Origin of the sequence: Paraburkholderia sediminicola (genome assembly GCF_046027355.1) — a bacterium.
Classification (GTDB): Bacteria; Pseudomonadota; Gammaproteobacteria; order Burkholderiales; family Burkholderiaceae; genus Paraburkholderia; species Paraburkholderia sediminicola_B.
In genome coordinates, this window is the sequence record NZ_JAQQEK010000047.1 from 1 (window position 1) to 25,023 (window position 25,023).

Consider the following 25,023-nt stretch of genomic DNA (forward strand, 5'->3'; position numbering starts at 1 on the left):
CGGCTCGCTCGCGGTATCGTCCTTCAGCACGTCGCCCAGAATGACGTGTCCGCCCTCGTAATCCGCAGGCCCACCTGTCTCCGTGACTAGAGACAGTGCAAGCGCGACCCGGAGGGAGGGATGCCGGCCAGGGCCAACCCGTTCAAGCAGTCGCCGGCCGAGATAAGGCGCGCCCGACAACGGACTTGTGAGCAGGCCGTTCGCAATGGCTGCGATAGATTCAAGTGAGAGAAATCCGACCTTGTTTGCCGACACAACGTGCCGGAAGAACCTTTCCACGTCGAGTGACGGGTCGCACTGGCGAAGTTGTGCCCATTCGTGTTCAATCTGGCTGAACCAGCTGGAATCTACGGACATCAGATTTGGGCGTCCTTTGGTGAGTGATGAGGACGATGATACCTCACCGCACCTCTCGCCTGCGCCCCGTCATTGGTTGCCGACGCTCGTCAGGTACTCGAATGTAGGCGCACTCAAGACGGCTGTGGGACGCGGATGTCCCCCTGCTGAATCTTAAACGTACGTGAAGTCGCCGAGTTGGGACTTGAGATAACGCGATTTGCAATGGGACATCTTGGGCGAAACTCGCGAAGGCTTCAGGCATTCGGAGTAGTAAGAGACTGCCATTTTTTTACAAGCTCGAAGTTCTTGCGAAACCATGGCCCGCGGAATACCCTGAGGCCCATTCGATTCAGACGGCTCGCGTACTCACCCATCAATCAAAAATGCCGGATTGCGACGAATGTCGTGATTGCCTCGAAATCGGGCGGCGAGACGGGTTCAACGCTTCGGTAGCCATTCAAAAAATGCCCCCAATTGGCTTCGACCTTTTCGTCCGGATTCGCAAGCTGCCGTCCCAGCAAGTTGCTCCAGAGGTACACCGCGAGGTCGTAGGCAAGATGGCCTGGACCACCGTCATCAAAGTCGAAGAATGAAGCTACCCGTGCGCCATCGGGTCCGTCGCTCAGCAATGTGTTTCCTCCGTGGCAATCCCCGTGACACGCAACGGGTGCCAATGGGTGCAGCTCTGGCATCCCAACGACGATGGCGAGATGACTGAGCACCGGAACCGCCCACGACGGCGTATCGAACGATTACTCACTTAATCATCCTAAAACTCACTAGCGCTCCGTTCGTTAAGATACTTTTGCCAGCGTTGCGTGAGCAGGACCATGGTGAAAGAGGCTCGAAATGGAACTACCGGAAGCTCGGAAACTTCGTCGGACTGCAAGGGACCGCCCTCCGCCAATGCCACCATTCCATCCCAGATAAAAGCGTCCGGCTCCTCTCCCTTGCCAAACCACCCGTGATATTCGAAAGGGTCAGTATTCGGCGGCATATCAAATGCGCCAAACGTGAGCCATTCCTGGCCTGCGCAGCCAGTGTCGAACAGTATGGGAACGCGCCCTGCCGTTTTCCACATGTCGATGGCTTCCCAAACTTCCGGGTCAGAAATGTCGACCACCCAGTGAAGTTCTACGTCTCTAACCCGCAGTCGGATGAAAACGCTTGCAGCGAACTCATAAGACCCAAACGTCAGACGAGCCTCCTCCTGGCCGTCGGCCAGGAGGTCCGTTATAGAAGGCGGCGCTGAGCATGTGAGAACTGGCGTGTTTCCCCCCAATTTTTCCAGCTTGTGCGGTCTGGGCTTAAAAAACCAAAGAGGCACCAACGTACCGAAGTTCCCACATCGACCATGTATGTGAATCTTGCTCATTTGTTCTCTCTCCATCACTGTCATATCTTGAAGGACTTCCATTCGTATAGCGTTTTTTATAGATGATGATTTGTTAAAGGAAGCGACAGAATTTCGAGTCAAGACTTCGCGTCGTGAGTAAGACTTTTCGACAGTTAGACAGCCCGTCACGACGGATGACTCAGTCGACGGAAACGCCGGCCGCGTGCACAATCCGCGCGCAGGTCAAAAGGACGGCCGGAAAATCAAGGACATTTTCGGGTGCATAGGCGCACGACGCCTCACGATACTCCGGATGAACAGCGACACTCGAAAGGAGTGCCTTCGGACGGGGGCGCGTGGCGACTGATGATGTCGGTGGGAATATTGTAGACGCTCGATACTTTCGTTGTCGGTTCCTCTGTTCGGGCGCCTGGTCAAACTGCCCATGAACTGGCCGAGCGAGATGCCGTACTCGCTCTGAGCTATGTCCGGGCGCCGGCTAGATGCAAGCACGCAATGAGCTGCAAACTCTGCGTTCGGTCACGTTCTCGCGATGCAACTGTTCTGTGGAAGTTCATCGGACATGACTTGAACTTCACCCACGTTTTACTTGACCTCCACCCACGTTTTCCTTGACCTTCACCCACGGAAAATGGGTATCCACTTCCGAAAACTCCGTTGTAGGCAAGGCGTTTTATCGCTCGAACGTTCCGGTAATCATATAATCTTTAATCTGTGTAATTCGCTGCGCGCGAGCGACGTGTCTCCCGAGATTGGCTCCTGATAGCGCTTTTGCTGAACCTCCTCGATATTGCGCGAACCGCTGCTCGTTTCCAAGCGCAGATTTCATGGCAACCAGGACGAGGAGTTCGCGGGCGCAGAGGCACTTCTGCTATCAACTGGCACCTGCGCAGTTTTCTCGCGACGGGCCCAAATAGTTGGTAGTGGCGACGCTTCAGTGCAGTCCCTGGCTGCCCTGTGTACAGCTTCAAAAAAGCTCTTCGAGCGAATCTGTCTTGTGCCGCGGTTCAGATTTCTTCCTGACATTGGTCCATGTCGTTTTGTGGTCGTTGTCGACGACCCGCCGGACCTCTGGAACTGTCCGCTCTGCTCGCGAAAGGCTTGGCACACGCGGGACCGTGTTCGTCCGAGACATCAAAGTCTCCAATCGCTGCTGCAGAGGACTTGCTCGGACACTGCCTCAATATAATGCCGGCCCATCACCGTTGCGTCGCCGTAGGCTGGCGGACCAACAGTGGCAAGCGCGATGGAACCGTTGATGTATGGGCCTGCCGCATACCCCGCTTTCTAGTAATGGGTAAGGCGGGCCTTTACATCAAGCAACGGACCGTCTACTGTCGGCCGAACAGGGGCAACCGCTTGGCAGGCGTTCGAGCGCATGTATGCTGGCGACCTGCAGTTGTTGCCGGTCGAGCTGCCCACGTTCCATCGTGCAGTTGTCCTGAGCCTGGACGCATCCCGGCATGGCCGACCGCCAAGCAGGCGAACGATGCACTGCCTGCCGCACTTGCTATCCGCAAGCGCATCCGCTTCCTTGACGTCGCTTCGGGCGCCGGCTACCTTGCAGCGGCAGCCGCTGCGCGAGGGGCCAATGTTCTTGGCATTGACTTCGCAGCGGCCATGGTCGAACTGGCAACACGTCTTAACCCTGGGTGCGGACGTCAACACAACATCGACCCTCATGCCGACATCGGACTGACCAGCCTGCCAATTGGAAAGAGGTTCCAGCAGCAACGATTCACGACCCGCTCTGGTGGGCCAGCCGAATTTCAGCATGCGGGTCAGACTGACGCCGGCGACATCAACCTGTCGCCCTATCGCCAGGGGGTGCAAGACCTGGACGACACCGGCCTGCATCTGCAACAGGCGGTGACCAGTGATGAAAAGTCCATCGAACCGGTCCGGCGTATCGAACATGCGAAGACGGCCAAAGTGACGGAACTGGCTCGCAGTATCGAACTGGCCCGCTCGGGCAATCGCGCTGCGGCCATCGCACTCGTGCAGACCAACGAAGGCAAGCGGTACATGGATAGCCTTCGCAGCGACCTCGGCCAGTTGCTGAATGACTGGCGGGAAAAGCGCCGGTCGCGACTCGCGATGCGCACGTCCGGCTGGTGTACGGCACAACTGCGCTGGCGGTTGTTGCCGTTCTGGTGTGTTGTCTGCTGGTCTACACACTCTTCATCCAGCGGCGCGCGTTTGCAAAAATTCATGCGCATTCCTGGCTCGACCGGGAGGCCTCGCACGACCCGCTGACTGGCCTGCCGAATCGACGCCGGTTGCTTGCTGCCATTGACGCGCTGGCGACTCCCTCTTCTGCGGATGATTTACGGCGAACCGGCCTGCTGTACCTCGACATCGACGGCTTCAAAAGCGTCAACGATACACTCGGCCATAGCGCTGGCGACGCGTTGTTGTGCGAACTCGGCGAAAAGCTGCGCGCGGCGACGCGGCAGCAGGACATGCTCGCCCGCGTCGCTGGTGACGAGTTCGTGTTGCTCACGACCGATTGCGGTGACGACGGACAGTTACGCCAGCTTGCGGGTCGCATGATTGCACGCGTTCGCGAGGTCCGTGACAAGAGATATGCCGGGCGATTCCAGGTTGGCGTCAGCATCGGCATCGCCACGTATCCCGACCGGACCAATACTGTTGAGCAGTTGCTCGACGTCGCCGATGCGGCGATGTATGAAGCCAAAGGGTAGTCGGTCGACATACCGCTTCGGAGCGTCCCTACGGCACGGCACGTCCAACGTCGTGAGAATGACGCGGTAGAACGAGAGCTTGAGGTGCAGCGCCGCGGCCGAAATGGATGATGGGAAGCGCGTCTTGCGACCATTGCTGGTTGCTACAACTCACAATGTCGGCAGTCGCCCAAAGCGTTCGAAGCGGGCAAACGGTGGCGGCACCTCGGTTACCTCAAGTGCGTCGACAAGCGCTGCGGACATACCCTCGCTGAGCCGGGAGGACATATTTGCCAACTGCTCCGGCGAGCCCTGCAGCATCGCCTCTACGGAACCATCCATTCGGTTGCGGACCCAGCCTGTGACGCCTAGCGCTGTCGCCTGGCGTACACAGGCCTCTCTATAGCCGATGCCCTGTACCTGACCACGCACCTGGACCAGTCGGGTCTCAAGCGGCTCGTCCTTGTCGTGAGATTCCATGGGCGTACTGCGGTTGCAGGTTCATGCACTTGCGCGGGTGGTTCAATGGCGGCTCGGCGCAATTGATTGCTTGCGGACGTCCTCCTGCAAGGATTTCACTCGAATTGCGAGTCATGCGGGTACGCGAACCCTACGAAAGTCGTAGAACGTTCTCGAGGTCGTTGAGTGACAACGGCTTGATGAGATGGGCGTCGAACACCCGTTCGTCGGCTTCGGGGATGCTGGTTGTACTGTGGTAGCCCGTCAAAGCCACCAGCTTCGTCTGCGAGCATTGCGCGCGAAGACGGAGGAGCTGTGCCAGTTCCTGACCGTCCATGCCTGGCATCGCGATATCAATGAGCGCAACGTCCGGACTGAAAGACTCGACTATCGCGAGGGCGTCAGGTCCGTTCGTCGCCCGCTTGACCTCATGTCCTTCCAGTTCCAGCAACGTGCCCAACGCCTCCGTGGCGTCTGAGTTGTCATCGACAAGCAGGATGCGTTTGGGCTCAAACGTGCGCGGCGCGGTTGCGGTCCAGCCCTCCACGTTTGCACACACAATGGGCAGCCGTAGCGTTACTTCCGTTCCCTGACCTTCACCGGCGCTCGCGATGGTGACGGTCCCATTGTGTGCCGTCACCAGGTGCCTGACGACAGCAAGCCCGATTCCGAGACCTCCCGCCGCGCGCTTTCGGGCGGACGCCGACTGGGTGAACATTTCGCAAACGTGGGGTAGCAGTGATGCCGGAATACCTGCCCCATTGTCCCTGACGGTGATGACGGTGTCGCCGGACGAGTTGCCGTGCGCCGGCCCGCTGGTCAGGTCCGGCGCTCCCACCGTCAACGAGATGTCGCCGCCGGAAGGTGTGTATTTCACCGCGTTGGACAGCAGGTTGCAGACTACCTGCGTGAGGCGGATGAGGTCCGCATGGACCGTCACCGGATAGGGTGGAACAGTGACATGCAGTGCGTGCTGACCGTTCTCGACGTCGGACTTCATTGCGGTCACCGCATCCGCGACGATGTCTTGGATGAGCCCGTAGGAAGGGTGAACCGAGAGTTTCCCGTGCTTGATTCTTGAAGCATCCAGCAGGTCGCTGACCAGTCGTTTCAATAGCCGCATCTGCCTCTCGGCGATGTCCAGGGCGGCCAGCACGGCGGGAGAGTCGGCACTTATCTTTCGTACGGTCTTCAGGGCGCTGTCAACAGGAGCAATCGGATTGCGCAGCTCATGGCTCAGGGTTGCAACGAAATCGTCTTTCCGTGCCTCAGCGAGGGCAAACGCATTTCTTGCCACCTCCGCTTCTGCGGCTCTGGCTTCTGCGTCGGCCCGGGCTCGGGTAATCGTTAGCGTCGCGCAGGTGAAATTCGCGAGGCTCGTCAGGATTCTGCGGTCCTCTGCGTCGAACAGGTGCCGCCTGTCATGAGACATCACCCACAGGGTGCCCCACAGCTCAGGTTTGCCTGGAATCGGGACGACCAGTTCTTCGACGACCTCGGGGGCCACCTGTTTCAGACATTCAAAATGGCGCTGGGGAAAGGAGAACAACTGGCCCTGAGCGAGTTCGAGCACAACCCCCGCCGGGACTCTCTTCAGTGGGGGTTATCGTACCCACGAGCGCATTGCATTCCCCCGAGACCGCAACCCAACGGAAGACCGAGGCGCCCCTGGCGTCACGTTCCCGCAGGCCGATGCCGGCGCTGCCCGCTTCGCATAGATTTAGCGCCATATCTGAGAGCGTCTGCAGCATCGCTTCGTCTGACGAAGTTAGCGCGTGTGCCAGTCGGTGCATCGCACGGCTTTCCGCAGCAAAATCGGGTGGCCGTTGCGGCCGGGTGTCAAGCGACGGCGTGGCCAGCGTGCCCGCACGTCGTGCACGGTCTACTGCAGACGTCGCGGACAGACCCACCATATGGCCTCCTGCTGGTAAATTCTTCTGCCGGCATGCGGAAGAAATTGCATCACGAGTGGAATTGTAGCCGTTGCAACTTAGGCGAGACGACGAAGCCGGGTGCGCGGCGGCCACAATAGGGGCGTGGGCGCTCCTCGATGCCTCAGTTGATTTTGATGCAGCGCGGCGCGACCATCATACTGTTAATGATGGCCCGAACATTCTGCGACCGCTGCGGTTGATTGAGCCTTCAGGCCGGATTTACGGAGGCATTTGGCGATGCGCCTCGCATCTCGCCGCTGCCGCCTATCGCACCGACGCGAACTTCGGCACATGGCACCCTCAACACAGCACGCGAGGCGCTCCCGGAATGCCGTTCGTTCCACCGGCTACGCCCAATACTTTGAGGGCATCGGGGCCCAGCGCGAGGGTGCCGGAGCCGGCACATTGACGCGGTTTTCGGAACGGCACAAGCGCCTCGCCAGAAGCGAGTCGACGGCAGACTCAAGGGCTCTCATGTCGACGGGCTTGGAGAAGAAGACGTTCCACAGGCTGGACTTATCTTTTGGCGGCGAGTCGCCGGATGTCATCACGACTGGAATCTGCGCAAGTGTCGGGTAAAACTTTAGCCGCTCGCAGAGGCCTATACCGTCCATTCCCGGCATGTTCCAGTCAGTGATAATCAAATCAGGCAGATGGCGCCCCGCCACCGCCAGCGCCGCTTCGCCGCTATCGGCGAGCAGCACCCGGTGACCACTTCGCTCGAAAACCAGCTGAAGCATCCACAGTGATTCATCGTCATCGTCGACCAGCAGAATGAGAGCCATAGCGCACTAGCCCCGAACATATCAATTCTGCGCATTAAGCGTGCCCCTTTGCACAACTGCCGGCCTGCGCATTGGAAGAGGCCTTGTTGTTCGTCGTACTCGGTGGCCTCGCGCTGAGTACGGCGCGGCATCGTCAGTGAAATCGGTGTTTTAACGGTCGCGTGACGATGCTGTTGCCAGGGCTGGACTGAGGCGCCCTGTGGACCCTTGAACTCCGGGTGGCTGCCACGACGTGCAGAGTCACGGTGTCGCCTTTGGCTCGGGCCAGGGCCAACCTTTCCCCCCGCCGGGCGCATCCCGTGCAGGAGACGGCACGCCCCCGTCTGGACTCGCTTCCGCAGCGGCGTCGTGCAACGGTTCGGCTCCCGCGTCCCTGCTCATCCCGGGAAGCCGGGTCCCGAACCACTTGACCTTCTTCTGCATGTGGGCGACATACGCATTCCAGCCGTTTGGGTTGCCGTCAAAAAGGTCGTGCTGAACGGTTGACGCAAGAGCTTTCCGGTTGAGTTCGGTATCGAGCAACTCCTTTGGCCACAGGAAAAACGCGCTTGCGACACGCGCGCTGAACTCGGCCACCGTCATCGTCGGGGCAAGCGCCCGGAGGAATTCGAAGTCCCGAAATAATTCCTGCTCCTTCGCAAGCTGCACCACCGGCGTGTCCGGCGAACCTGTCCGCACTAGACAGCTCAAAGCTTCGAGCATGTCCCCGGGGTGAAGCAGCAGTTCTCGCCTGTCAAATCGGTCATCCATTGCAGCTATCTCCATTCGTTGCATATTGCCCGGAAAACGGTCCATTTCGGCGGAACGCCTCGTCCCGGCGCCTCCTATCCCGGCGCGTCCTCGTCGAGCAATGCGTCATCATCCTCTGACTGCAAGACCGGGGCAGCGCCGTCAGACACCGACGAGCCGGAGGAGTTCGGGGTGTCGCCTGGCTGCTCATCTCTGTCATCGTCGTGGTCCGCGTCGCGCGTCTGCCTCTTTCGATGATTCGTCATGGTTTCCTCCGCGAGGGAGGCAGCCACCCGATGTACGGGGTGCTGCGTGTGGGGCTATCCGACAGGCGGCGGCCGCTTCGTATGCCGCCTGCCGGGGACAGAACTTTTAAATGTCGGTCACGTCTCGCGAGAAGCGCGAGGAGCAGACCAGTACGGGTCGCGGTTGTAGTACTGATGGACCGTGGCGCCCCATTGTGCCTCTGCCATGGATGGCCACTGGTCCTTGTCGAAACCGGGCTCGTTCTTGATTTGTTCGGCCGTTATGTCGACGAAGAAGCATTTTTCGTCGGTGTCCAGTGTCAGCGCGCTCCACGGAATCGCGTGCAGCGTGCTGCCCATGCCGAGAAAGCCGCCCTCGGCGAGGACAGCGTATGCGACGCGACCGCTGCGCACGTCGAGCATGACGTCGGATATTTTCCCAACCAGCTCTCCATCGGAGGACATCACTTCGGTGCCATCCAGAGTCGATGCGGCCATCACATCAGGCCCTGGCCCATCGCCAACTCCGCTGCCGACAATGTTCGCGCCTGCTCCGCTCGCCTGCGACTGCATTTTGGGGTCAAAGGTTGTCATGGCCTGCTCCTGAAAGGTTGATGCTTTTGGGCGCGCAACGCGCATGCCACGACGACCGTTGTTCGCGCATCGCATGCGGTGCCCGATGCCAGTGCCTGCGACGGTTCCTGGCTCGTGTCGAGGAAGTCGAAGTCCAAGGTTTAGCCATGGATGCCGGCAAGCGCTCGTGCATTCTGCAGCCGGTATGTCGGCCGCGTTGAAAAACGACAACAGCGCCGCGGAACCTCTTTCGATGCCGCGAAACAGCATCCGCAGGCCAGTGGGCGGTCCGTCGCTGTGCGCGCGATAGCTCCTGGAGGGACGGCGGATTGATGAACCTATGCGACGGCTAATAGCGGCACGGGAATTGCGCGAATCGACACAGCGGGGTTGCACTCGAACCCGGGTCGCAACCGGTCGCTTTGCACACGAGGGAGACCATCATGCGAATTGCAGCGAAAGGATTACTGTTATCAGCATTCATTTTGAGCTTGTCTGGCGCCGCCTATGCGCAGGGTGCGGGCACAAGTGGCGGTGGGGGCGCTGGTGCAGGTCAGGGCGGCACCGGAATGGGAACGCCGAATGCAAGCGGAACTACGGAGTCACCATCTGGCGCGTCCGGCGCAAACACGATGGGGAAATCGGGCGACATGTCGCAAAAGCAGATGAAGCCCAAGACGCAGAAGAAGGGAGGAATGGATGCACCTGCTTCCGACAGTGGCGGCATGAAGAAGGCCTACTGACAGCGGTGCTGTTGCAGAAACGTCCTGTTTAATTGCAAGGTCGAGTTTCGGTAAGGAGTGCGATGTGGTAGCGTGAAGAAACCGGATAGCGTCCGGCACGTCGTGGGGTTGGCGCACAAACCTGCAAGAGTTATAGCTGCGCCGGGCGGCCGACGGCGCGGCTCCTCCTCAGCGTCCGGTTTCCGTCACCTGGGCAGCCGGCTCTTTGGGTCAGTTCCATTCCCGTCGGCTGCGGATTCTTTTTCGTCTATCTGGGCCCGAGCCTGCTCCCAGTACTCGTCGGCGCGCCCTTCGGGGCTGCCGTCTTTTTCCCACAGCTCATAGGCCCGCACACGAATCTTCTCGTCCCACGAAACGTTGTCCATTGCAGTCTCTCCAGTAGATTACTCACGAACAGTACGCACGATGTCGCCGGGCCTACCGTCTAGACGGCGGAACGCGGTGGACGACGCGCGAGCAGAAAGGCCCCGTCCGGCGACCGTATCGAAACGATTGTCATCTGCGTGCAGCTCCTCAGGCTGATGCCGGGCTTCCTGTTGGATGCCGGCTTTCGACGCTTGGTGCCGGGCGCCACTCTTTCACCAGACGCTCTCGCGCGACTCCGCCTTGAAAGGCCACGGGATGCGCAATCAGTTCAGCGTCGCGCTAATCCCCCAAGACCAACGCGAGCTCATTAAGTGACAGCGGCTTGATGAGATGAGCGTCGGACACCCGTTCGTCGGTGGCGGACATGCTGGTTGATGTGTCGTTTCACGCCCGGATTTACGTTCACGGTGCCTTTTCGTCGGGTGGCTGGTCGCCGGGAGACGGCTCCGGAGGCGTGTCCTCATCGGGAACGTCCTCGTCCGGTTCTGTGCCTGGAACGTCGCTGTTGGTCTGCGTTCCGGCATTCCCGTCCGGCCCAATTTTTGTCGCTCCGCCTGTCGACGGCGGGTCGCTCGCAGGAAACGTATCTTCGACAGCTGCATCGACATTCTCTTCGGATTTGTCGTCGGGCGCGCGTTGCTCGGTCGGATGGATGGCCATTTTCATCTCCTGACGGTTTGTGTTCCGACAGGTGAGCAATCGCCGTTCCTTAAACGGCACCAGCCTGCGTCGGAAGAATGCGACTGCAAGCAAGCGCGACCGATACGGGTATCTGCCAGACAGGGGTTCGAGTCGCGTCGAAGAGATTGTCCGGGAGGCGTTTCACCTCGCCTGCGATAGGCAGGAGTAAGTCACAGAAGTCATGACGAAAATTTTTCCGTGCGGCCCCCACCCCCTGGCGTTGCCGAACACTCGACACTCCCAATGAGCGTGGGCACCGTGACATTGACCTTGACGTTTTTGGCGGCAGAAGCGCGGCGGATGCCACCCAGGCGTATCGCTCGCGTCGTAGTCTCAACTGGTTACGGTGAAATTGCTCCGTTCCAACCGACGTAAATGGCTGTTCATTGTCTAGCCAGGCGGATAATGACGAAGTCTTCGACTTCACCAAAACAATGTCCCAGTTGCCGGGGCTCGGGGTGTTTTGCACGCCACTTGCGAGTGTGCCGCTTTCTCTGTAAATACTTTTGCGAGGCTGAACATGGATACGGAAATTGCAGAAGAGGAACTCCGTTCGCTTGCCTACCGTTTGTGGGAGGAGGCAGGGTGTCCGGATGGTCGCGCGGATGAATTCTGGCAACGGGCCCGACTGCAACTCCGTGCCCATGACAGTCCCACGCCTGCTGACCGCATGAACGACTCCGATGAGTTTGTCGACGCTCCTGACGTGCCACGGAGCGGTCCACTGGCGGGACACTGAGCGCCGATGGCGCGTCGGGCTGATAGACCGATATCAATCGGGCTTTTTCAAGCCACTCGGGTTATCAGGCGTGCCGGGCGACGCATCGGGACGCATCGACGTCCCAGCACCGCCGGTCTGGTCCGTGGCGCTCGCCCCGGGCATTGCGGAGGGGGAGCCGGTCGTTGGAGCTGAAGCCGGCGTCGAACGGTGCGCACCGGTTTTCGACCCAGAATTTCCGCCTTGGCGACCCATTCCCGAGCCGTTAGCAGCTCCCTGCCCGTGCACCGCTCCTGCGAGGGTAAGAGCCAATGCACCGACTGCAAGTAGTCTCATAACCATAGAGCCTCCTCTGTCAAACTGCCTCGATAGTGCACGACTTGCACCAATGGGCTTATGAGACCCGTGCGCATTGACATCTGTTTACCGTTTCCTTCGACCCAGTCGCCCGACTCACCGTCGCGCCGTTCGACAATCAGCGCCTGCTTTTGAACCGATGCGCGATGTACCGCGTTCACCTTCGATGTCGATTTTGTAATCCACACATGCTCCTTTAGCATCAGTTTCAGTTCCGTTCCCAGAACGTATTCGAACACGGGCACGACAAGCGTGGCGCCTTCCTGTCGCGGTCCATATTCCTTTGCTGCCGGTCGATGTATCTGAACACGTTGCACCTCGACGGATTCGGTGCGCAGCGCTTCTGGAATTTCCTGAAACTCGTCGTAGTTCACCTTGCGCACGCGTACCGCGGCTGTCTCGGTCCGCTCAATTGCAACCGGCAGGCGCTCTTGCACCGCACCGATACTCGCGTCGCCCGAACGGTGACAGGGCGCCTGCCGGCTGTCGTCGTCTTCACCGTCGCCTTTCGCTTTCATGGCGTTGCTCCAGAAATTGAAATGGCACGCTCACCGAACGCCAGCCGTCAGGCGTCAGGCGTCAACGGGCAGGACTACTACGTGCGCCCCCACTTCCGCGTGCGGCGCTTACCGGGGCGTCGCTGGCCGAGCCGCCTCCTTCCTCATAAAGGGGTTGATGGCGAAAGCCGAGACTGCCGGACCCCACAGCGATGATTGCGCCCACGACAAGCGCCGCAAATGAAAACCACGTCGCGCGAGCGACGGCACGGGCAGCGGTGTCCGCAGCCTGGCGTGCGTTCTGCTCGGCTTGCGGGCTCGAAGCCACCGAGGGTGCGGACGCGACCACGCTCTGAACCTGTTGTTTGACCGAGTCGACCAACGGGTTGCCCGTAGGCGCCTGGCCCTGCGCGGCTCCTACAGTCGCGCCCGCCGTGGCGACGTTGCCGGCAACGCTGACGGCACCTCCGATGAGGGAAGCCATGCCGTACACGACGAAAAGAATCATGACTGCCCACGCGAGCAGGCCATGCAGCCATCCCAGAACGGGCGCACATCGACCAGCCAGATAGGAGCCGGTAAAGACGGCAACGACCGTCGTGACAATCATCCAGACGCCTGAGCCAAAGCCGAATGCGCGCATCGGGTCAGGCTGCGACAGCGGAGAGAGGAGCGTTGCGCCGATAGCTGTCCCGAGCACGCTAAGGACCAGATAAACAATGAGTGACAGGATTACGCCGGCGAAGATGGCACCCCATGACACGCGGGGCAGGCCGGTTTGAGTGGCAAGAATTTGCATGGTTGCGTCTCCCAGATTGAAGGCAGTTCAGGCGCAGTCTCAATAACTAAGAAATCCGAAGCTTCGCCCGCCCAATGATGCCGCAACGGGCGTTCCCGGGAGATGCGGATGTCCGAAACGGCGACGGGGTCCGGTTCCCCGCAAAAGCACAGGATGCAGAAGTGATGCTGCCAACCTACCGAAGCTCGCGGCTACGGCTGCGTCGCCAGAACTGCCGGGAGCAACGTTTCTTGTTGGATGCGGCGAATTGAGTGCGCGACGTTCTTGGCGGCGAACACGGGCATGTGGTTTGCGGCTCGACCCGTCACACCGCACTCGCCGGTAGGCGAGTTTCCGAAACCGAATCGAAGGAGTAGCCATGGCTACAAAGACGCTGAAGGATTTGTTCATCCACTCGCTGTCCGATATTTACAGCGCCGAAAAGCAGATGACGAAATCGCTGCCCAGGATGGCACGCGCGTCGACCAATCCGGGCCTCCGGTCGGCATTCGAGATGCATCTGGAGGAAACGCGAGGTCAGATTGAGAGAATTGACCGCGTCGTCGAGGCTACCGGCATCAAGCTCAAGCGCATCAAGTGCGTTGCCATGGAGGGTCTCAACGAGGAAGGCCAGGAGCAGATTGATGAGATTGAAAAGGGCCCACTGCTGGACACGGCGCTTATCGCAGCGGCGCAGAAAGTGGAACACTACGAAATTGCGGCATATGGCTCGTTGATAGCGCTGGCGAAACAGTTGGGCGAAACAGAGTCTGTCAAACTTCTGGCCGACACGTTGGAAGAAGAGAAGGCCACCGACCAGAAGTTGTCCCTGATTGCCGAGGAAAAATTGGCGGCCGAGGCTCTCGGCCGGTAGTCCACGCCGCTTTCGTCAGTGGCGGCCGGCGCGGCTGGCGCTGTTTAAGTCTTCGAACCGGGTTGTTCCCGCTTTTGACCCGCCACATCGTACGGCGGGAATTAACCGTTCGTTCCTTCGAAGGCCGCCCGACAATCGCTTCGTCAGCGGGCGGCCAGCATCCCGACAATCAAGCCGCCCAGCACCGCAAACGCTATCGCCTTCCACGGGCTGTCGTGGACGAAGTCGTCGGTTGATTCGGATACGACGCGGTACCTCGTAACGATGGTGTCTTGTGCGTCTGCCAGGACGTCTTTCACCACAGCGAGCGCAGGCTTCACCTTCGGCGCGGTCTTGTTATCCGTGTCGGGCAATTTGCTGCCTTGCCCTTCAGCTCCCTCCAGGGGCTGGGCGAGCACAGCAGGGCCACTGCTTTGGAGACCGCCGCCTTCAGAGTCGGATGCTGGCGCACTTGCCGCTGATTCCATTGCCCCTGAAACTGCTGTCCGCGACAAAGGTGACGCGTCGGACGTGTTCGACGCCCCCTTGCTGTCGTTTGCATCGTTCATGGTTGCCTCCACTCAATTGATGTAATCGCCTGCACCGCAGCAAACGAAGTCCGTCTTTCAGGTCGCCAGAACTCCGCTTCCGCGGCAGCATTTTCGTCATTTCGTTTGCAGCGACACTTTCGCCGGCGAGCGCGGTGCCAGTGGCCTTGATGCCTTCCCAGCCGCTTTTCGACAATACCTTCAGACCGCCCGGAAATGTCCGCCAATGCCGCCATTGCTGCGAGCCTTGACGGCGTACCTACGCCGCCGCGGCGGCGCGCGAGGCGTAGATGCCAGACCTACGACCCAGATATCCGTCTGGGTCGGTACCGGCCTGCTGCTGAGTTAATGCTCGCTCGGCCGGACGGCAGGGTCGTCTTCCACTACCTCTTTGGTCGCTGACCAGTACGGCTGCCGGTTGTAGTAGCTATACGTCGTCTCTCCCCATTTCGCATCTGCCATCGCAGGCCAATGGTCCTTGTCGAAGCCCGGGTCGTCCTTGAGGCGCTGTGCCGTAATATCGACAAAAAAGCACTTCTGGTCCGTATCGAGGGTCAGTGCACTCCAAGGGACGGCGTGCAGGTTAGACCCCATGCCGAGGAACCCCCCTTCTGACAGCACCGCATAGGCGATGCGACCGTTGCGGACGTCGAGCATGATGTCCGAAATCTTGCCGACGTGCTCACCGTCCGAGGACATCACCTTGGTCCCATCGAGCGTCGCCGCAGCCATGACGTCCGGCCCCGGTCCTTCGCCGATACCGCCGCCGACGATGGCAGCCCCGCCTTGAGTGCCGCGTTGCGGGTTAATTGAGCCCATGATTCACCTCCTTCGAAAAAGGTACTCCAGTAGCGCGCAAGCGGTGTTCCCGAGCTGTCGGCCGCACGCCTGCGTCTCTGGCTCCAGGATGACCCGAGCCGTCCGACTTTGCGTCCGCAGAATGCTCTCATTCCGCTCGAATATGGCCGAGGCGTAGCACCGATTGCCACAAGTTCGCCATGGGTGCTCGGAAAATGGGTTAAGGGCAGTAACGCCTGAGGAACTTCGCGTTGTTCCCGTTCTGCCCAGGTGGAAAAAGACAGAGACGTTCGGCAACGACTGAAGTTTATTTTTCCGGACCTGACGCGGCTACAGGAGTGATACCGGTCACGCTAAAAGAGGAGACGGGCGTCCTCAACGAAATGGTTCGATTGCCGGGAAGGAAGCGCCCGGTGGAGCACCGCCCGGTATTCGGTGTATCGTGGCGAAGCCGATAGCGGGCATCAAAGGAGAGGAGCAATGGCCGCGATACAGCACGTCTTCGTTCTTATGCTCGAAAATCGCTCCTACGACAGCATCTTTGGACTGTCGAGCTTCTCTGGCAATCTTCCCGGCGGCGGTCCGGCGAGCGCCAACGGATTGCCCGCTCAACCGATTGTCAACTTCGGACGGACGGGTACGCGTTATCAGCTTGGCAAAGGCTCTCCTTACGCGCTTGGCTTTGACCCGGGTCACGAATTTACCGACACGTGCCTGCAGCTATGCGGCTTGCCCATCGCGAGTGCGGACACGGTCAGAAACGATACGCTTGTACTCGGGTCCGCAGGCTACCCGCCCCTCGCTGTGGACCCGTCGACCACCGGCTTTGCCGCGACATATGAAGACCATGCTGACGTGGTGGCTGACGCGTTCAGCGTGTTCACTCCCGACCAGTTGCCCGTGCTCAACTTCCTCGCCAGCCAGTTTGGCATATGTGACAACTGGTTCGCGTCGGTACCCGGCCCGACCTGGCCGAACCGCTTTTTTGCGGTCGCAGGAACATCCTCGGGACTTGACCACTCGCCCAGCGACGCCGAGGTGCTCGAGGCCATCTTCCTGAACGCCCCCATATTCACCTTTCCGAACGGCACTATATTTTCGAAACTGCGCGCGTCTGACTGGCTCGTTGTGCAAGGCGATGTTGCCCAGGCGCGTGCCATTTATGGGATGCAGAGCCAGCTCAGCCGATTTGTCGGCATGGACACGCTTTTGTCCCAGCTCGACGATGGCTCCCTGAGTTCAAAGTTTGTCTTTATAGAACCGTCATATGACGCGAAAAACGATTTTCGGAACGGCGACTCGATGCATCCGGCCGGCGATGTGCGCAAAGGCGAGGCACTCGTTAAAACGCTATACGACGCTATCAGTGGTTCAAGCCTATGGCCCAGCAGCATGTTCGTCGTCGTGTTTGACGAGCACGGCGGCTTTTTCGACCACGTGCGTCCTCCCCCATGCGTGCCGCCAGGCGCCAGCGAGAATCCGAAGCTCAAGACGCACAACTTTCCTTTCGACCGGCTCGGTGTGCGTGTCCCGGCTCTCGTTATCTCACCGTATGTTCCGGCGGGGACTATCGACCATACGCAATATGACCACACGTCCATATTGAAAACTGTCGATAAGGTGCTTGGACTGAACGGCTCGCTGAATCTCACCGCCCGCGTACGTGCTGCCGCCGACTTTTCGAAGATACTGGCATTACCGGCCGCACGCCCGGACATTCCAACGTGCCCATCGCCTATCGCTGTGGGAACTAACCGCCCGTCGAGCGCCGGCGCGCCGCGTGCCAAAGACCCATTCCTGCCGCTCTACGCGCACCGGTAACGTGCGGAACGCATCGCGGACGTTGGACGTTCGGTGTCAGCGGGCCAAGGCCTCGTGTTCGAGCCGGTCAAGGGATACATGGCGTACATCCCGGCCCTTGACCACATAAACAACGAACTCGGCGATATTGCTAGCGTGGTCCCCGATACGCTCAATGGCCTTCGCGATGACCATGTATTCCAGGCCAACCGGAATTGTCCGGGGAGCTTCCGTCATCTGCATGACCAGCCTGCGCCCGAATGCACGGAACGAGTTATCGACTGCTTCGTCGTCGCGGACAATCTGCGCGGCCGCCGCGGCATCCATCCGCGCGAAGGCATCGAGAGCCCTGCGCAGAATCATCAAGGCCAGCTCGCCGGACCTTCTTAGCTCGGTCGTATTGATGGGCCCTGTCCCGTCGCTCTCATGAATTCGGCGAAGCCGTTTCGCAACCTTGCGCGCCTCATCACCTGCCCGTTCGAGGTTGGTAACACACTTCGAGGCAGCCATCAGAAGCCGCAGGTCACGCGCAGCAGGTTGTCGACAGGCAATGACATTGCAAATCTCTTCGTCGAGTTCAAGCTCCATTGCATTGAGCCGCTTTTCGTCGTCGAGCACCTGCAAGACCAAGGCGGAATCATATGTGTTCATCAATCCGAGCACGCGTTCAACTTGCGACTCGACCAGTCCGCCCGTCTCGAGCAGTCGCGTCGAGAGCAGGTTGAGGTCAACGTCAAACTGAGTGGAAAGATGCTTGTCCGGCATGGGCGCTCCTCACGCGACGTGTTCAGTAACTGCAGGCGCGGTTAGCCGCGGGGTCCCGCTCAACGTTGCTACGAAAACGCGTGCTGCGGTGCCGGCGGACCACAACGTAAACCGTATATACAGTATTATCCTGTGCTCGCGAAAACGCACGCAACAATACAAAAATCGCCGCGCCGTGAAATTCCGCCATTCTGCAGGGGGCAAGGGCGTTAGCGGTGCAGTTATTCATTCGCAGCCAAAGCGCTGAAGTGCGACGCAATGTGGTTTTCGGGGCTGCTACCGCCGATGCCACTCAACCTTGCCTGCAAACAGAATCGTCAAGTGTGATGGTTAGTGTTTGCGCTGCCTCTCGCAAACGCCAATTGTTCAGAGCATTCTCCTCTGTTAAAAAAACGACTGTACGTGCGGCGGACCACCGTCCGGTACACAAACACATCGGTCTTTAAAGAGAGTCAGGCAAATGGCGACGGGTACAGTGAAGTGGTTCAACGACGCAAAGGGTTTTGGTTTCATCACACCGGATGATGGTGGCGAAGACCTGTTCGCGCACTTTTCCGAAATCCAGAGCAGTGGCTTCAAGTCATTGCAGGAAAATCAGAAGGTGACCTTTGAGGTGAAGCAAGGCCCGAAGGGCAAACAGGCGGCAAACATTCAGCCAGTCTGACACTTCAGCGCACGTGCTATCGCGCCAGCAAATGGTCCGCCGAGGCGGACCATTCCGTTTTCAGCAATGCGCCATGACAAGGTCTTTCGGGGTGGCCGATAACCTGGCTACGGGCATTTTATGGTCGCTGCCGGTGAGAGGCTTTGCGTTTCACCTGCTGAGCGCACGTCCGATTTACTTCGGGCTGCTCATGCGCAGTGGGCGCCGGGCTTCGGGACAACCAATGCGGGAGTCAGGCGGATGGAAGACGACAAGGAAAATGGGATGCTTGAGACCCGGCTGGTGAGGATGCGTGGCATCGTGCAGGGCATCGGCTATCGGGAGGCCTGTGTACGGCGCGCCCATGCGCTGGGCGTCACGGGCTGGGTCCGCAACCGCATGGACGGCTCCGTGGAGGCGATGGTGCAGGGGTCACCGGAGCAGCTTGCAGACATGTGCGCGTGGCTAAGTGAAGGTATGTCCGCCGCGCTTGTCGATGGGCTTGAGGTGACTGAGGTCTCACCACCGTTCGCCCGCTTTGAACACTTCGAGCGATTGCCGACGTTATAGAGACTCTACGAGTCTTGCTGCTAACGAACACGTAATGCCGCGTGTTCAGGCCGCCAAACTGGAACTCGAGGTCGTCGACCGCCAGTGTCGTTTCCTCGACGAGTTCGCGCTTCGCTGCCTCGACGACTGACTCGTCGCATCGAATCGTCCCGCCCGGCAGTGACCAGCGAGCCCTCCCACGCTCCTTTCCCGTGCTGCCAACAGATGATGGTGGCTCGTTCCTTCATCCTTCCTTACCGCAGAGTCAGTTGATAGGTACGGCAGGCATGGCTCGCCAGCCATCGGCTAGCCTGCATGACGGGCATTTTTCCATGAAGCAGAACAGATGAAAAGTGCCATCGAGCCGCCGTCGGAAGCGGGCACATCGCGCAGTAGAGCGGCTCTTTGACGCTTTGCCGGCCCGGAACGTCGCTTGCTGAGTGGTTGTTCTCAACCATTTGAAGGGGAAAGACGATGGCGGGCGACAGTTCATACAAGCCGGGCGAAATAGTAAAAGTTTCGGGTATTTATTCGGTCGTGCATGATGATGGGAAAGACACTTTCGAGGTCACCTGCGTCGAAGGCGAACACTTCCCGCCGACACGTGGCGGCAAAGGTGCGCATTTCGAACTGAAGTACGCAGCGACACATTCACACCAGCATGGTGAACTGAAGGGCACGGAAGGCCGGAGTTAGACCAGGTTCTGACGTCGGCGCAGCGCAAAGCGATACTTTGACGGTGCGCCCATAACCTTTGGCCTTCGAGCTATGGGCAGATGGAAGTCTGGCCGCCGCCGTGGCGCTGCGACTGAAACGTGTGCACGGAGGGCTAGCCGGCGCGGAAACCTACCTCGATTTTGGGCGTTCTTCGACTACAACCATGGTCACGACTCGCAGGGCGGCGTCTCCACCTCTCAGCCGCTACCAGAAAATGCGGGATTTCGGAGCTACGCCCGAACCCGCACCATCGGTCAAAGCCAAAATCAGTTCACCACACCTTGGTTTCGTCGTTCAGAAGCACTGGGCGAGTCGCCTTCACTACGATTTCCGGCTTGAGCTGGATGGGGTGCTGGTTTCGTGGGCTTTACCCAAGGGGCTCAGCTACGACCCAAAGGAAAAGCGGATAGCCATCCAAGTGGAGGACCATCCGCTTGAGTACGCGACATTCGAAGGAACGATTCCACCTAAGCAGTACGGCGCTGGCACCGTAATAGTCTGGGACCGCGGGACGTGGGAGCCAGTCGGTGACCCCCAAAAAGCATTGGTTGCCGGCAAGCTGATGTTTCAACTCCATGGCGAGAAACTCGCGGGCATGTGGGAACTGGTCCGCATATCCAAGCCAGACGACAAACAGGACCAGTGGATGCTCTTCAAGAAGCGCGATGAATGGGCACAACCGCTGGCGAAATACGATGTCATCAAGGCGCTTCCAGACAGCGTCACCAAGAAGCCGCTGGGGCTGCTCGAAGAGCGGGAGCCGAAAGTCGTGCGACCGGCGCGCAGGAGCAACCAGGAACTAGACCTGTCTGCCGCCACGAGCGCGCCGCTCCCCGCCAAACTCGAACCGCAGCGCGCGACGCTGGCTTCGTCGCTACCGACGGGTGGCGACTGGATAGTTGAATCGAAACTGGATGGTTACAGAATGCTCGCCCGCGTTGACAAAGGGCGCGTGAAACTGTTCACGAGTGGCGGACACGACTGGACGAAGAAGCTCCCAAGCCTGGCTGCAGAGGTTGCAAACCTGCCAGTCTCCAGTGGATGGCTTGACGGCGAAATAGTCGTGCTGAGCAACGGGCTGCCAGATTTCTCCGCTCTGCAGAACGCTGTAGACGGCGTCAGGAATGAGGAAATCATCTATTTTTTGTTCGACCTCCCGTACTTCGATGGCAATGACCTCAGGAACGTCCCGCTGTGGGCGCGGCGGACGCTGCTTTTACAACTTCTCAAGGATGAGGGCGACCGCATCCGGTTCAGTCAGGACTTCGACGCTCCGGTGGCCCAGATATTTGAGGCGGCGGCTGGGCTCGGTCTCGAAGGCCTGATGTTGAAACGTCGCGACGCAGTATATGAGTCAGGAAGAACCCAGACATGGTTGAAGGCAAAGTGCCGGCTGCGACAGGAATTGGTCGTCTGCGGCTTCACCGCTAGAGGCGGCAAGGACGGAGAAGTCGGCAGCCTCCTGCTTGGATACTATGTCGGCAACCAGCTTCATGACGCCGGCAGCGTCGGCACCGGTTGGAACGCCCGTACTGGCCGGGACCTATGGGTCCGCCTGATGCCGCTCGAGGTGGATGCAACTCCCTTTGACGTCGCCGTATCGAAGCCCAGCCGCTGGTCGAGGCGTGCGGCTGGCAGCGAGCGCTGGGTTCGGCCCGAACTCGTTGCCGAGGTTGAGTTTGCCGAGTGGACTGCGGAAGGTATCGTGCGCCAGGCGTCGTTCAAGGGTTTGCGCGTTGACAAGCCCGCGCCCCTCGTCGTCCGGGAAGCCGGTGAGACTCTGACGCCAACGCCCGCCTCTCAGGCGAAGGTTACGCACCCTGAGCGTATCGTCGACCCGACAAGCGGCGTCACCAAGCTAGACCTGATTCGGTATTACGAAAGTGTTGCCCAATGGATGCTTCCGCACCTGAAGGAACGGCCGCTGGCCATGGTCCGCGCGCCCACTGGCATCTCTGGTCAGCTGTTTTTCCAGAAACACGCTGAAAAGACAGCCATGCCGGGCCTGAAAGCCCATGACCGCGATTTGTGGCTAAATCACCCGCCGCTACTGACTGTCGATACCGCTGACGCACTGATGTCGGCGGCCCAGATGAATGTCGTGGAGTTTCACACCTGGAATTCCACAGTCCTGCAAATCGACAAACCCGACCGGGTCATCTTTGACCTCGACCCGGGCGAAGGGGTCAAGTGGAAGCAGATTCAGGAAGCGGCCGTGCTTGTCCATGCGTTGCTGACGGAGCTGGACCTGAAAGCCTGGCTGAAGACAAGTGGAGGCAAAGGACTGCATGTTGTCGTGCCGCTGACGCCCCGACTGGACTACAAATCGGTGAAGGCGTTTTCGCAGGCGTTCGTCCGCCATCTGGCGAAGACCATCCCTGACCGCTTTTCGGCAACGTCCGGCGCCTCCAACAGAATTGGAAAAATCTATGTTGATTACCTGCGCAACGGAAAGGCGCAGACGACTGCCACCGCTTTTTCTGCGCGGGCACGGCCGGGGATGGGTGTGTCGATGCCGGTGTCGTGGCAGCAGCTGCCCAACCTGAAAAGCGGCGCGCACTGGACGGTGCAAACAGCGAGAGAGTATCTTAGCTTCCAGACGCAGGACCCGTGGGAAGAGTATTGGTCAACGCGTCAATCACTGGCGTCAGCCGTGAAGCGCCTGCGCTAGGAAGTCTGACGGGCTGAACACGGTCTCCGGCAGCGCACGGCGAGCGACCGTCAGCGACGGGCACAGCTCATGCTGTGCCACGCGAAGGGTCGTTTCCTCAAAATGGATAGTCTGTGAGCAGCGTCGGCGGCGGTTTCGCCGGCCGCTGCCAGGAGAATCACATGGCAGCGCGTTCCATCGCATCGCTGACGCTTTCCTTCGGTCTGGTGTCCATACCGGTGAAACTGTATTCGGCTACGGACAGCGCCGCTGGCGTTGGCTTCAATCTGCTCACGCCGGAAGGCGGCCGGGTCAAGCAGCAGTACGTATCAGAGGCCACTGGCGACGTCGTCGCCCGAGTTGACATGAAGAAAGGCTACGAATTCGAAAAGGGGCAGTTTGTCGTCTTTGCGCCTGACGAATTGAAGGCGCTTGAGGAGGGGGCGAGCCACGTGGTCGAGATTGTCTCCTTCGTCCCGGAAAGGTCGGTGGACCCGCTCTACTATGACAAGGCGTACTTCATTGCTCCCGACAAACGCGGCGGTAAGCCCTATAGCCTGCTGCGACAGGCCATGCGAGAAAGTGAACGCTGTGCGCTGGCAAAATGGTCGTACAAGGGAAAGACCCGAATCGTTCAGATACGACCGGCTGAAGAGGGGATGGTCTTCCAGCAGCTGCTGTTTGCCGATGAGGTGCGCGCGCTGAGCGATTTGCACATCGAGCAGGTTACTGTCAGTGATACGGAGCTGAAGCTCGCGCTTCAAATCATCGACCAAGTATCAGAAGACGCATATGACCCGACTGCGTACGAAGACGAAGAGAAGAAGCGGATTCTCGAAGCCATCGACCGAAAAATTTCTGGAAAACAAATTGTGTCGCCGGAGGCGCCAGTAGAGGAATCTGGCGGCCAGGTGATTGACCTGATGGAGGCGCTGCGCGCGAGTCTCAGTGCGAACAAGACGAAACGGGCCGCCCCCGCCAAAACGGCTGCAAAGACGGCTACCCCGAAGAAGGCCGCGCCCGATGAAGCTGAAGCGCTATCGGCCAAACCCCGGCGCCCGGTCAAACGCGCCGCCCCGAGAGTCGACGTGAAAGAGGCGCCCCCGGCAAAGGTTCGAGCTCGCAAGTGAACAGAAGAAATCTGTCACACGACTACTCGTTGCGAAGCCTCCAGTCGCTGCTGGGCGTCTCGCGCAGAGTTCTGTCCGGACTGATTGACGCGGGCTTTGTTCATCCCGCGCGCGGTCGGCGAAACGAACTCCGGTTCTCGTTTCAGGATGTCGTGGTCCTTCGCACCGCATTTCAACTGCAGTCGGCGAAAGTCTCATCACGGAAAATTCTGAAGGCGCTTGCCAAGCTGAAAGCCGAACTCCCCGATGAGCTTCCGCTGTCTGGAATCCGAATCACATCTGTCGGCGAAACTGTAGCGGTCAGGTCAGGACAGTCCCAATGGGACGCTGCATCAGGCCAGCACCTGCTTGATTTCGAAGTTGCACCTATCCGAGGTGATGTAGCGTTTCTGGACGCGGCACCGCGAAACCTGGCGAGCCGGGAAGAGCATGCAGAAGAATGGTTCGCACTCGCCGAGCAGCTCACCGAAACAGATGCGGTCGGTGCGGAGCAGGCCTACCGGAAAGTGCTTGAGCTTGCGCCTTCACCGCACTACCACGCGTATACAAATCTGGGCGTATTGTTGTGTGAGGCCGAAACGCGTTGCGATGAAGCATTGTCCGTTTTTGACAGGGCGCTGGAGCACTTCCCCGATGACGCGTTACTGCACTTCAATCGCGCGGTCGTTCTCGAAGAGCTGAAACGCTATGACGCCGCGGCGACAGCCTATCAGCGATGCTTAGAACTTGACCCGACACATGCCGACGCTCACTTCAATCTGGCCCGGCTGAGCGAGATTCGCGGTGACAAACAAGGACTCGTCAGGCACCTCAGTGCCTATCGTCGGCTGGTCGGCTGAGCTCGGCCGGCCGGACGTAGAGCGTGGTTTCCGGCGCAGCGGCATGCGAATTGCGCATTGCCGTACGCGGGCTCACACCTTCCGGTGCTAACGACCGCTCTGGTTTTGAGGAGACGACCATGCGAGTTTCGACAAAAGGATTTTTGATTTCAGCATTCATTCTCGGTGTTTCAGCGAATGTATATGCGCAAGGTGCGGGCGGCGGAGGAGCCGCCGGTGGTCAAGGTGGCACGGGCATGAGTAAGCCGAACGCAGGTGGCTCGACCGATACGGTGTCTGGCGCTTCCGGTGCGAATACTATGGCACCCGCCGGAACGACGTCGCACAAAAAGATGCATAAAAAGTCGAATGCCGCCATGTCGGCATCGGCCCCCACTGCGGGTTCAGGCGGCAATTGACGGATAAGGGACGGTGGTCATTTCAACGCGCGTTTTCGACAGCCGTCCAGTCCAACCCTCGCTCTCCGTGCTGTCTGCGCATTGGAAG

The 25,023-nt window shown here is 59.5% G+C and carries 27 protein-coding genes and 2 pseudogenes; 13 read left to right on the forward strand and 16 right to left on the reverse strand.

The window, feature by feature from the left end:
* The 3 genes and pseudogenes from PQR42_RS41310 to PQR42_RS41320 form a co-directional block, all read right to left on the reverse strand.
* Window positions 1-357 (reverse strand): annotated as a pseudogene (locus PQR42_RS41310) (sel1 repeat family protein); the annotation flags it as partial.
* 359 nt (window positions 358-716) lie between these two features.
* Window positions 717-1,031: a phosphotransferase enzyme family protein gene (locus PQR42_RS41315; protein ID WP_408449435.1), complete on the reverse strand. Its 315-nt coding sequence runs from the start codon at window positions 1,029-1,031 to the stop codon at window positions 717-719.
* A 77-nt stretch (window positions 1,032-1,108) separates the two neighbouring features.
* Window positions 1,109-1,714, reverse strand: coding sequence for a hypothetical protein (locus PQR42_RS41320; RefSeq protein WP_408495417.1), 606 nt, complete (start codon window positions 1,712-1,714; stop codon window positions 1,109-1,111).
* Window positions 1,715-2,989: 1,275 nt separating this feature from the next.
* Between PQR42_RS41320 and PQR42_RS41325 the strand changes: the two genes are divergently transcribed.
* The gene (locus PQR42_RS41325; RefSeq protein ID WP_408495419.1) at window positions 2,990-3,952 is read left to right on the forward strand and encodes a CHASE3 domain-containing protein; all 963 of its coding nucleotides are present in this window, start codon (window positions 2,990-2,992) and stop codon (window positions 3,950-3,952) included.
* 23 nt (window positions 3,953-3,975) lie between these two features.
* Window positions 3,976-4,401 (forward strand): GGDEF domain-containing protein, encoded by a 426-nt coding sequence (locus tag PQR42_RS41330; RefSeq protein WP_408495510.1) that lies wholly within the window; start codon window positions 3,976-3,978, stop codon window positions 4,399-4,401.
* 150 nt (window positions 4,402-4,551) lie between these two features.
* Here the strand turns inward: PQR42_RS41330 and PQR42_RS41335 are convergent, their stop codons facing one another.
* From PQR42_RS41335 to PQR42_RS41355, 5 genes are all read right to left on the reverse strand, one after another.
* On the reverse strand, window positions 4,552-4,860 hold the full coding sequence (locus tag PQR42_RS41335) for an acylphosphatase (protein ID WP_408495420.1): 309 nt from the start codon (window positions 4,858-4,860) through the stop codon (window positions 4,552-4,554).
* A 130-nt stretch (window positions 4,861-4,990) separates the two neighbouring features.
* Window positions 4,991-6,412, reverse strand: a complete 1,422-nt coding sequence (locus tag PQR42_RS41340) for a hybrid sensor histidine kinase/response regulator (protein ID WP_408495422.1) — start codon at window positions 6,410-6,412, stop codon at window positions 4,991-4,993.
* Between the two features lie 708 nt (window positions 6,413-7,120).
* Window positions 7,121-7,558, reverse strand: coding sequence for a response regulator (locus PQR42_RS41345; protein WP_408495424.1), 438 nt, complete (start codon window positions 7,556-7,558; stop codon window positions 7,121-7,123).
* Window positions 7,559-7,798: 240 nt separating this feature from the next.
* Window positions 7,799-8,308: a Mov34/MPN/PAD-1 family protein gene (locus tag PQR42_RS41350; RefSeq protein WP_408495426.1), complete on the reverse strand. Its 510-nt coding sequence runs from the start codon at window positions 8,306-8,308 to the stop codon at window positions 7,799-7,801.
* Window positions 8,309-8,670: 362 nt separating this feature from the next.
* Entirely contained in the window at window positions 8,671-9,126 is a 456-nt protein-coding gene (locus PQR42_RS41355; protein WP_408495428.1) for a PRC-barrel domain-containing protein, read from the reverse strand.
* Between the two features lie 422 nt (window positions 9,127-9,548).
* On the opposite strand from PQR42_RS41355, the gene PQR42_RS41360 reads away from it, so the two are divergent.
* A complete protein-coding gene (locus tag PQR42_RS41360; protein WP_408495430.1) occupies window positions 9,549-9,848 on the forward strand; it encodes a hypothetical protein in 300 nt (99 codons plus the stop codon).
* A gap of 185 nt (window positions 9,849-10,033) precedes the next feature.
* Here PQR42_RS41360 and PQR42_RS41365 read toward each other — a convergent pair whose 3' ends face one another.
* Both PQR42_RS41365 and PQR42_RS41370 read right to left on the reverse strand, forming a co-directional pair.
* The gene (locus PQR42_RS41365; protein ID WP_408495432.1) at window positions 10,034-10,213 is read right to left on the reverse strand and encodes a DUF2934 domain-containing protein; all 180 of its coding nucleotides are present in this window, start codon (window positions 10,211-10,213) and stop codon (window positions 10,034-10,036) included.
* A 403-nt stretch (window positions 10,214-10,616) separates the two neighbouring features.
* Window positions 10,617-10,874: a hypothetical protein gene (locus PQR42_RS41370; protein WP_408495434.1), complete on the reverse strand. Its 258-nt coding sequence runs from the start codon at window positions 10,872-10,874 to the stop codon at window positions 10,617-10,619.
* Between the two features lie 541 nt (window positions 10,875-11,415).
* Between PQR42_RS41370 and PQR42_RS41375 the strand changes: the two genes are divergently transcribed.
* Complete coding sequence (locus PQR42_RS41375; protein WP_408495436.1) at window positions 11,416-11,634, forward strand: DUF2934 domain-containing protein; 219 nt, start codon at window positions 11,416-11,418, stop codon at window positions 11,632-11,634.
* A 311-nt stretch (window positions 11,635-11,945) separates the two neighbouring features.
* On the opposite strand, the gene PQR42_RS41380 is transcribed toward PQR42_RS41375, so the two are convergent.
* Together PQR42_RS41380 and PQR42_RS41385 are read right to left on the reverse strand one after the other, a co-directional pair.
* Window positions 11,946-12,488, reverse strand: coding sequence for a DUF2382 domain-containing protein (locus PQR42_RS41380; protein ID WP_408495438.1), 543 nt, complete (start codon window positions 12,486-12,488; stop codon window positions 11,946-11,948).
* Between the two features lie 61 nt (window positions 12,489-12,549).
* A complete protein-coding gene (locus PQR42_RS41385) occupies window positions 12,550-13,266 on the reverse strand; it encodes a YrzE family protein (protein ID WP_408495440.1) in 717 nt (238 codons plus the stop codon).
* 358 nt (window positions 13,267-13,624) lie between these two features.
* On the opposite strand from PQR42_RS41385, the gene PQR42_RS41390 reads away from it, so the two are divergent.
* Window positions 13,625-14,119: a YciE/YciF ferroxidase family protein gene (locus PQR42_RS41390; protein WP_408495442.1), complete on the forward strand. Its 495-nt coding sequence runs from the start codon at window positions 13,625-13,627 to the stop codon at window positions 14,117-14,119.
* A 143-nt stretch (window positions 14,120-14,262) separates the two neighbouring features.
* On the opposite strand, the gene PQR42_RS41395 is transcribed toward PQR42_RS41390, so the two are convergent.
* The gene (locus PQR42_RS41395; RefSeq protein ID WP_408495443.1) at window positions 14,263-14,667 is read right to left on the reverse strand and encodes an ElaB/YgaM/YqjD family protein; all 405 of its coding nucleotides are present in this window, start codon (window positions 14,665-14,667) and stop codon (window positions 14,263-14,265) included.
* 324 nt (window positions 14,668-14,991) lie between these two features.
* Window positions 14,992-15,465, reverse strand: a complete 474-nt coding sequence (locus PQR42_RS41400; RefSeq protein WP_408495445.1) for a PRC-barrel domain-containing protein — start codon at window positions 15,463-15,465, stop codon at window positions 14,992-14,994.
* Window positions 15,466-15,924: 459 nt separating this feature from the next.
* Between PQR42_RS41400 and PQR42_RS41405 the strand changes: the two genes are divergently transcribed.
* Window positions 15,925-17,265: an alkaline phosphatase family protein gene (locus PQR42_RS41405; protein WP_408495447.1), complete on the forward strand. Its 1,341-nt coding sequence runs from the start codon at window positions 15,925-15,927 to the stop codon at window positions 17,263-17,265.
* A 36-nt stretch (window positions 17,266-17,301) separates the two neighbouring features.
* On the opposite strand, the gene phoU is transcribed toward PQR42_RS41405, so the two are convergent.
* Complete coding sequence (gene phoU, locus PQR42_RS41410) at window positions 17,302-18,009, reverse strand: phosphate signaling complex protein PhoU (protein WP_408495449.1); 708 nt, start codon at window positions 18,007-18,009, stop codon at window positions 17,302-17,304.
* A gap of 460 nt (window positions 18,010-18,469) precedes the next feature.
* On the opposite strand from phoU, the gene PQR42_RS41415 reads away from it, so the two are divergent.
* Together PQR42_RS41415 and PQR42_RS41420 are read left to right on the forward strand one after the other, a co-directional pair.
* Window positions 18,470-18,673 carry a cold-shock protein gene (locus tag PQR42_RS41415; protein ID WP_408368318.1) on the forward strand — a complete coding sequence of 68 codons (204 nt, stop codon included), beginning with the start codon at window positions 18,470-18,472 and terminating at the stop codon, window positions 18,671-18,673.
* Between the two features lie 240 nt (window positions 18,674-18,913).
* Window positions 18,914-19,222: an acylphosphatase gene (locus PQR42_RS41420; protein WP_408495451.1), complete on the forward strand. Its 309-nt coding sequence runs from the start codon at window positions 18,914-18,916 to the stop codon at window positions 19,220-19,222.
* A 55-nt stretch (window positions 19,223-19,277) separates the two neighbouring features.
* On the opposite strand, the pseudogene PQR42_RS41425 reads toward PQR42_RS41420, so the two are convergent.
* Window positions 19,278-19,382 (reverse strand): annotated as a pseudogene (locus tag PQR42_RS41425) (NUDIX domain-containing protein); the annotation flags it as partial.
* A 293-nt stretch (window positions 19,383-19,675) separates the two neighbouring features.
* On the opposite strand from PQR42_RS41425, the gene PQR42_RS41430 reads away from it, so the two are divergent.
* The 5 genes from PQR42_RS41430 (at window position 19,676) to PQR42_RS41450 (ending at window position 24,935) form a co-directional block, all read left to right on the forward strand.
* On the forward strand, window positions 19,676-19,897 hold the full coding sequence (locus PQR42_RS41430) for a hypothetical protein (protein WP_408495453.1): 222 nt from the start codon (window positions 19,676-19,678) through the stop codon (window positions 19,895-19,897).
* Window positions 19,898-20,081: 184 nt separating this feature from the next.
* Window positions 20,082-22,589: a DNA ligase D gene (gene ligD, locus PQR42_RS41435; protein ID WP_408495455.1), complete on the forward strand. Its 2,508-nt coding sequence runs from the start codon at window positions 20,082-20,084 to the stop codon at window positions 22,587-22,589.
* Window positions 22,590-22,750: 161 nt separating this feature from the next.
* The gene (gene ku, locus PQR42_RS41440; protein ID WP_408495457.1) at window positions 22,751-23,698 is read left to right on the forward strand and encodes a non-homologous end joining protein Ku; all 948 of its coding nucleotides are present in this window, start codon (window positions 22,751-22,753) and stop codon (window positions 23,696-23,698) included.
* The gene (locus tag PQR42_RS41445) at window positions 23,695-24,537 is read left to right on the forward strand and encodes a tetratricopeptide repeat protein (RefSeq protein WP_408495459.1); all 843 of its coding nucleotides are present in this window, start codon (window positions 23,695-23,697) and stop codon (window positions 24,535-24,537) included. The genes ku and PQR42_RS41445 overlap by 4 nt, the downstream gene beginning before the upstream one ends.
* A gap of 119 nt (window positions 24,538-24,656) precedes the next feature.
* Window positions 24,657-24,935: a hypothetical protein gene (locus tag PQR42_RS41450; RefSeq protein WP_408495461.1), complete on the forward strand. Its 279-nt coding sequence runs from the start codon at window positions 24,657-24,659 to the stop codon at window positions 24,933-24,935.
* The last annotated feature ends 88 nt before the right edge of the window (window positions 24,936-25,023 follow it).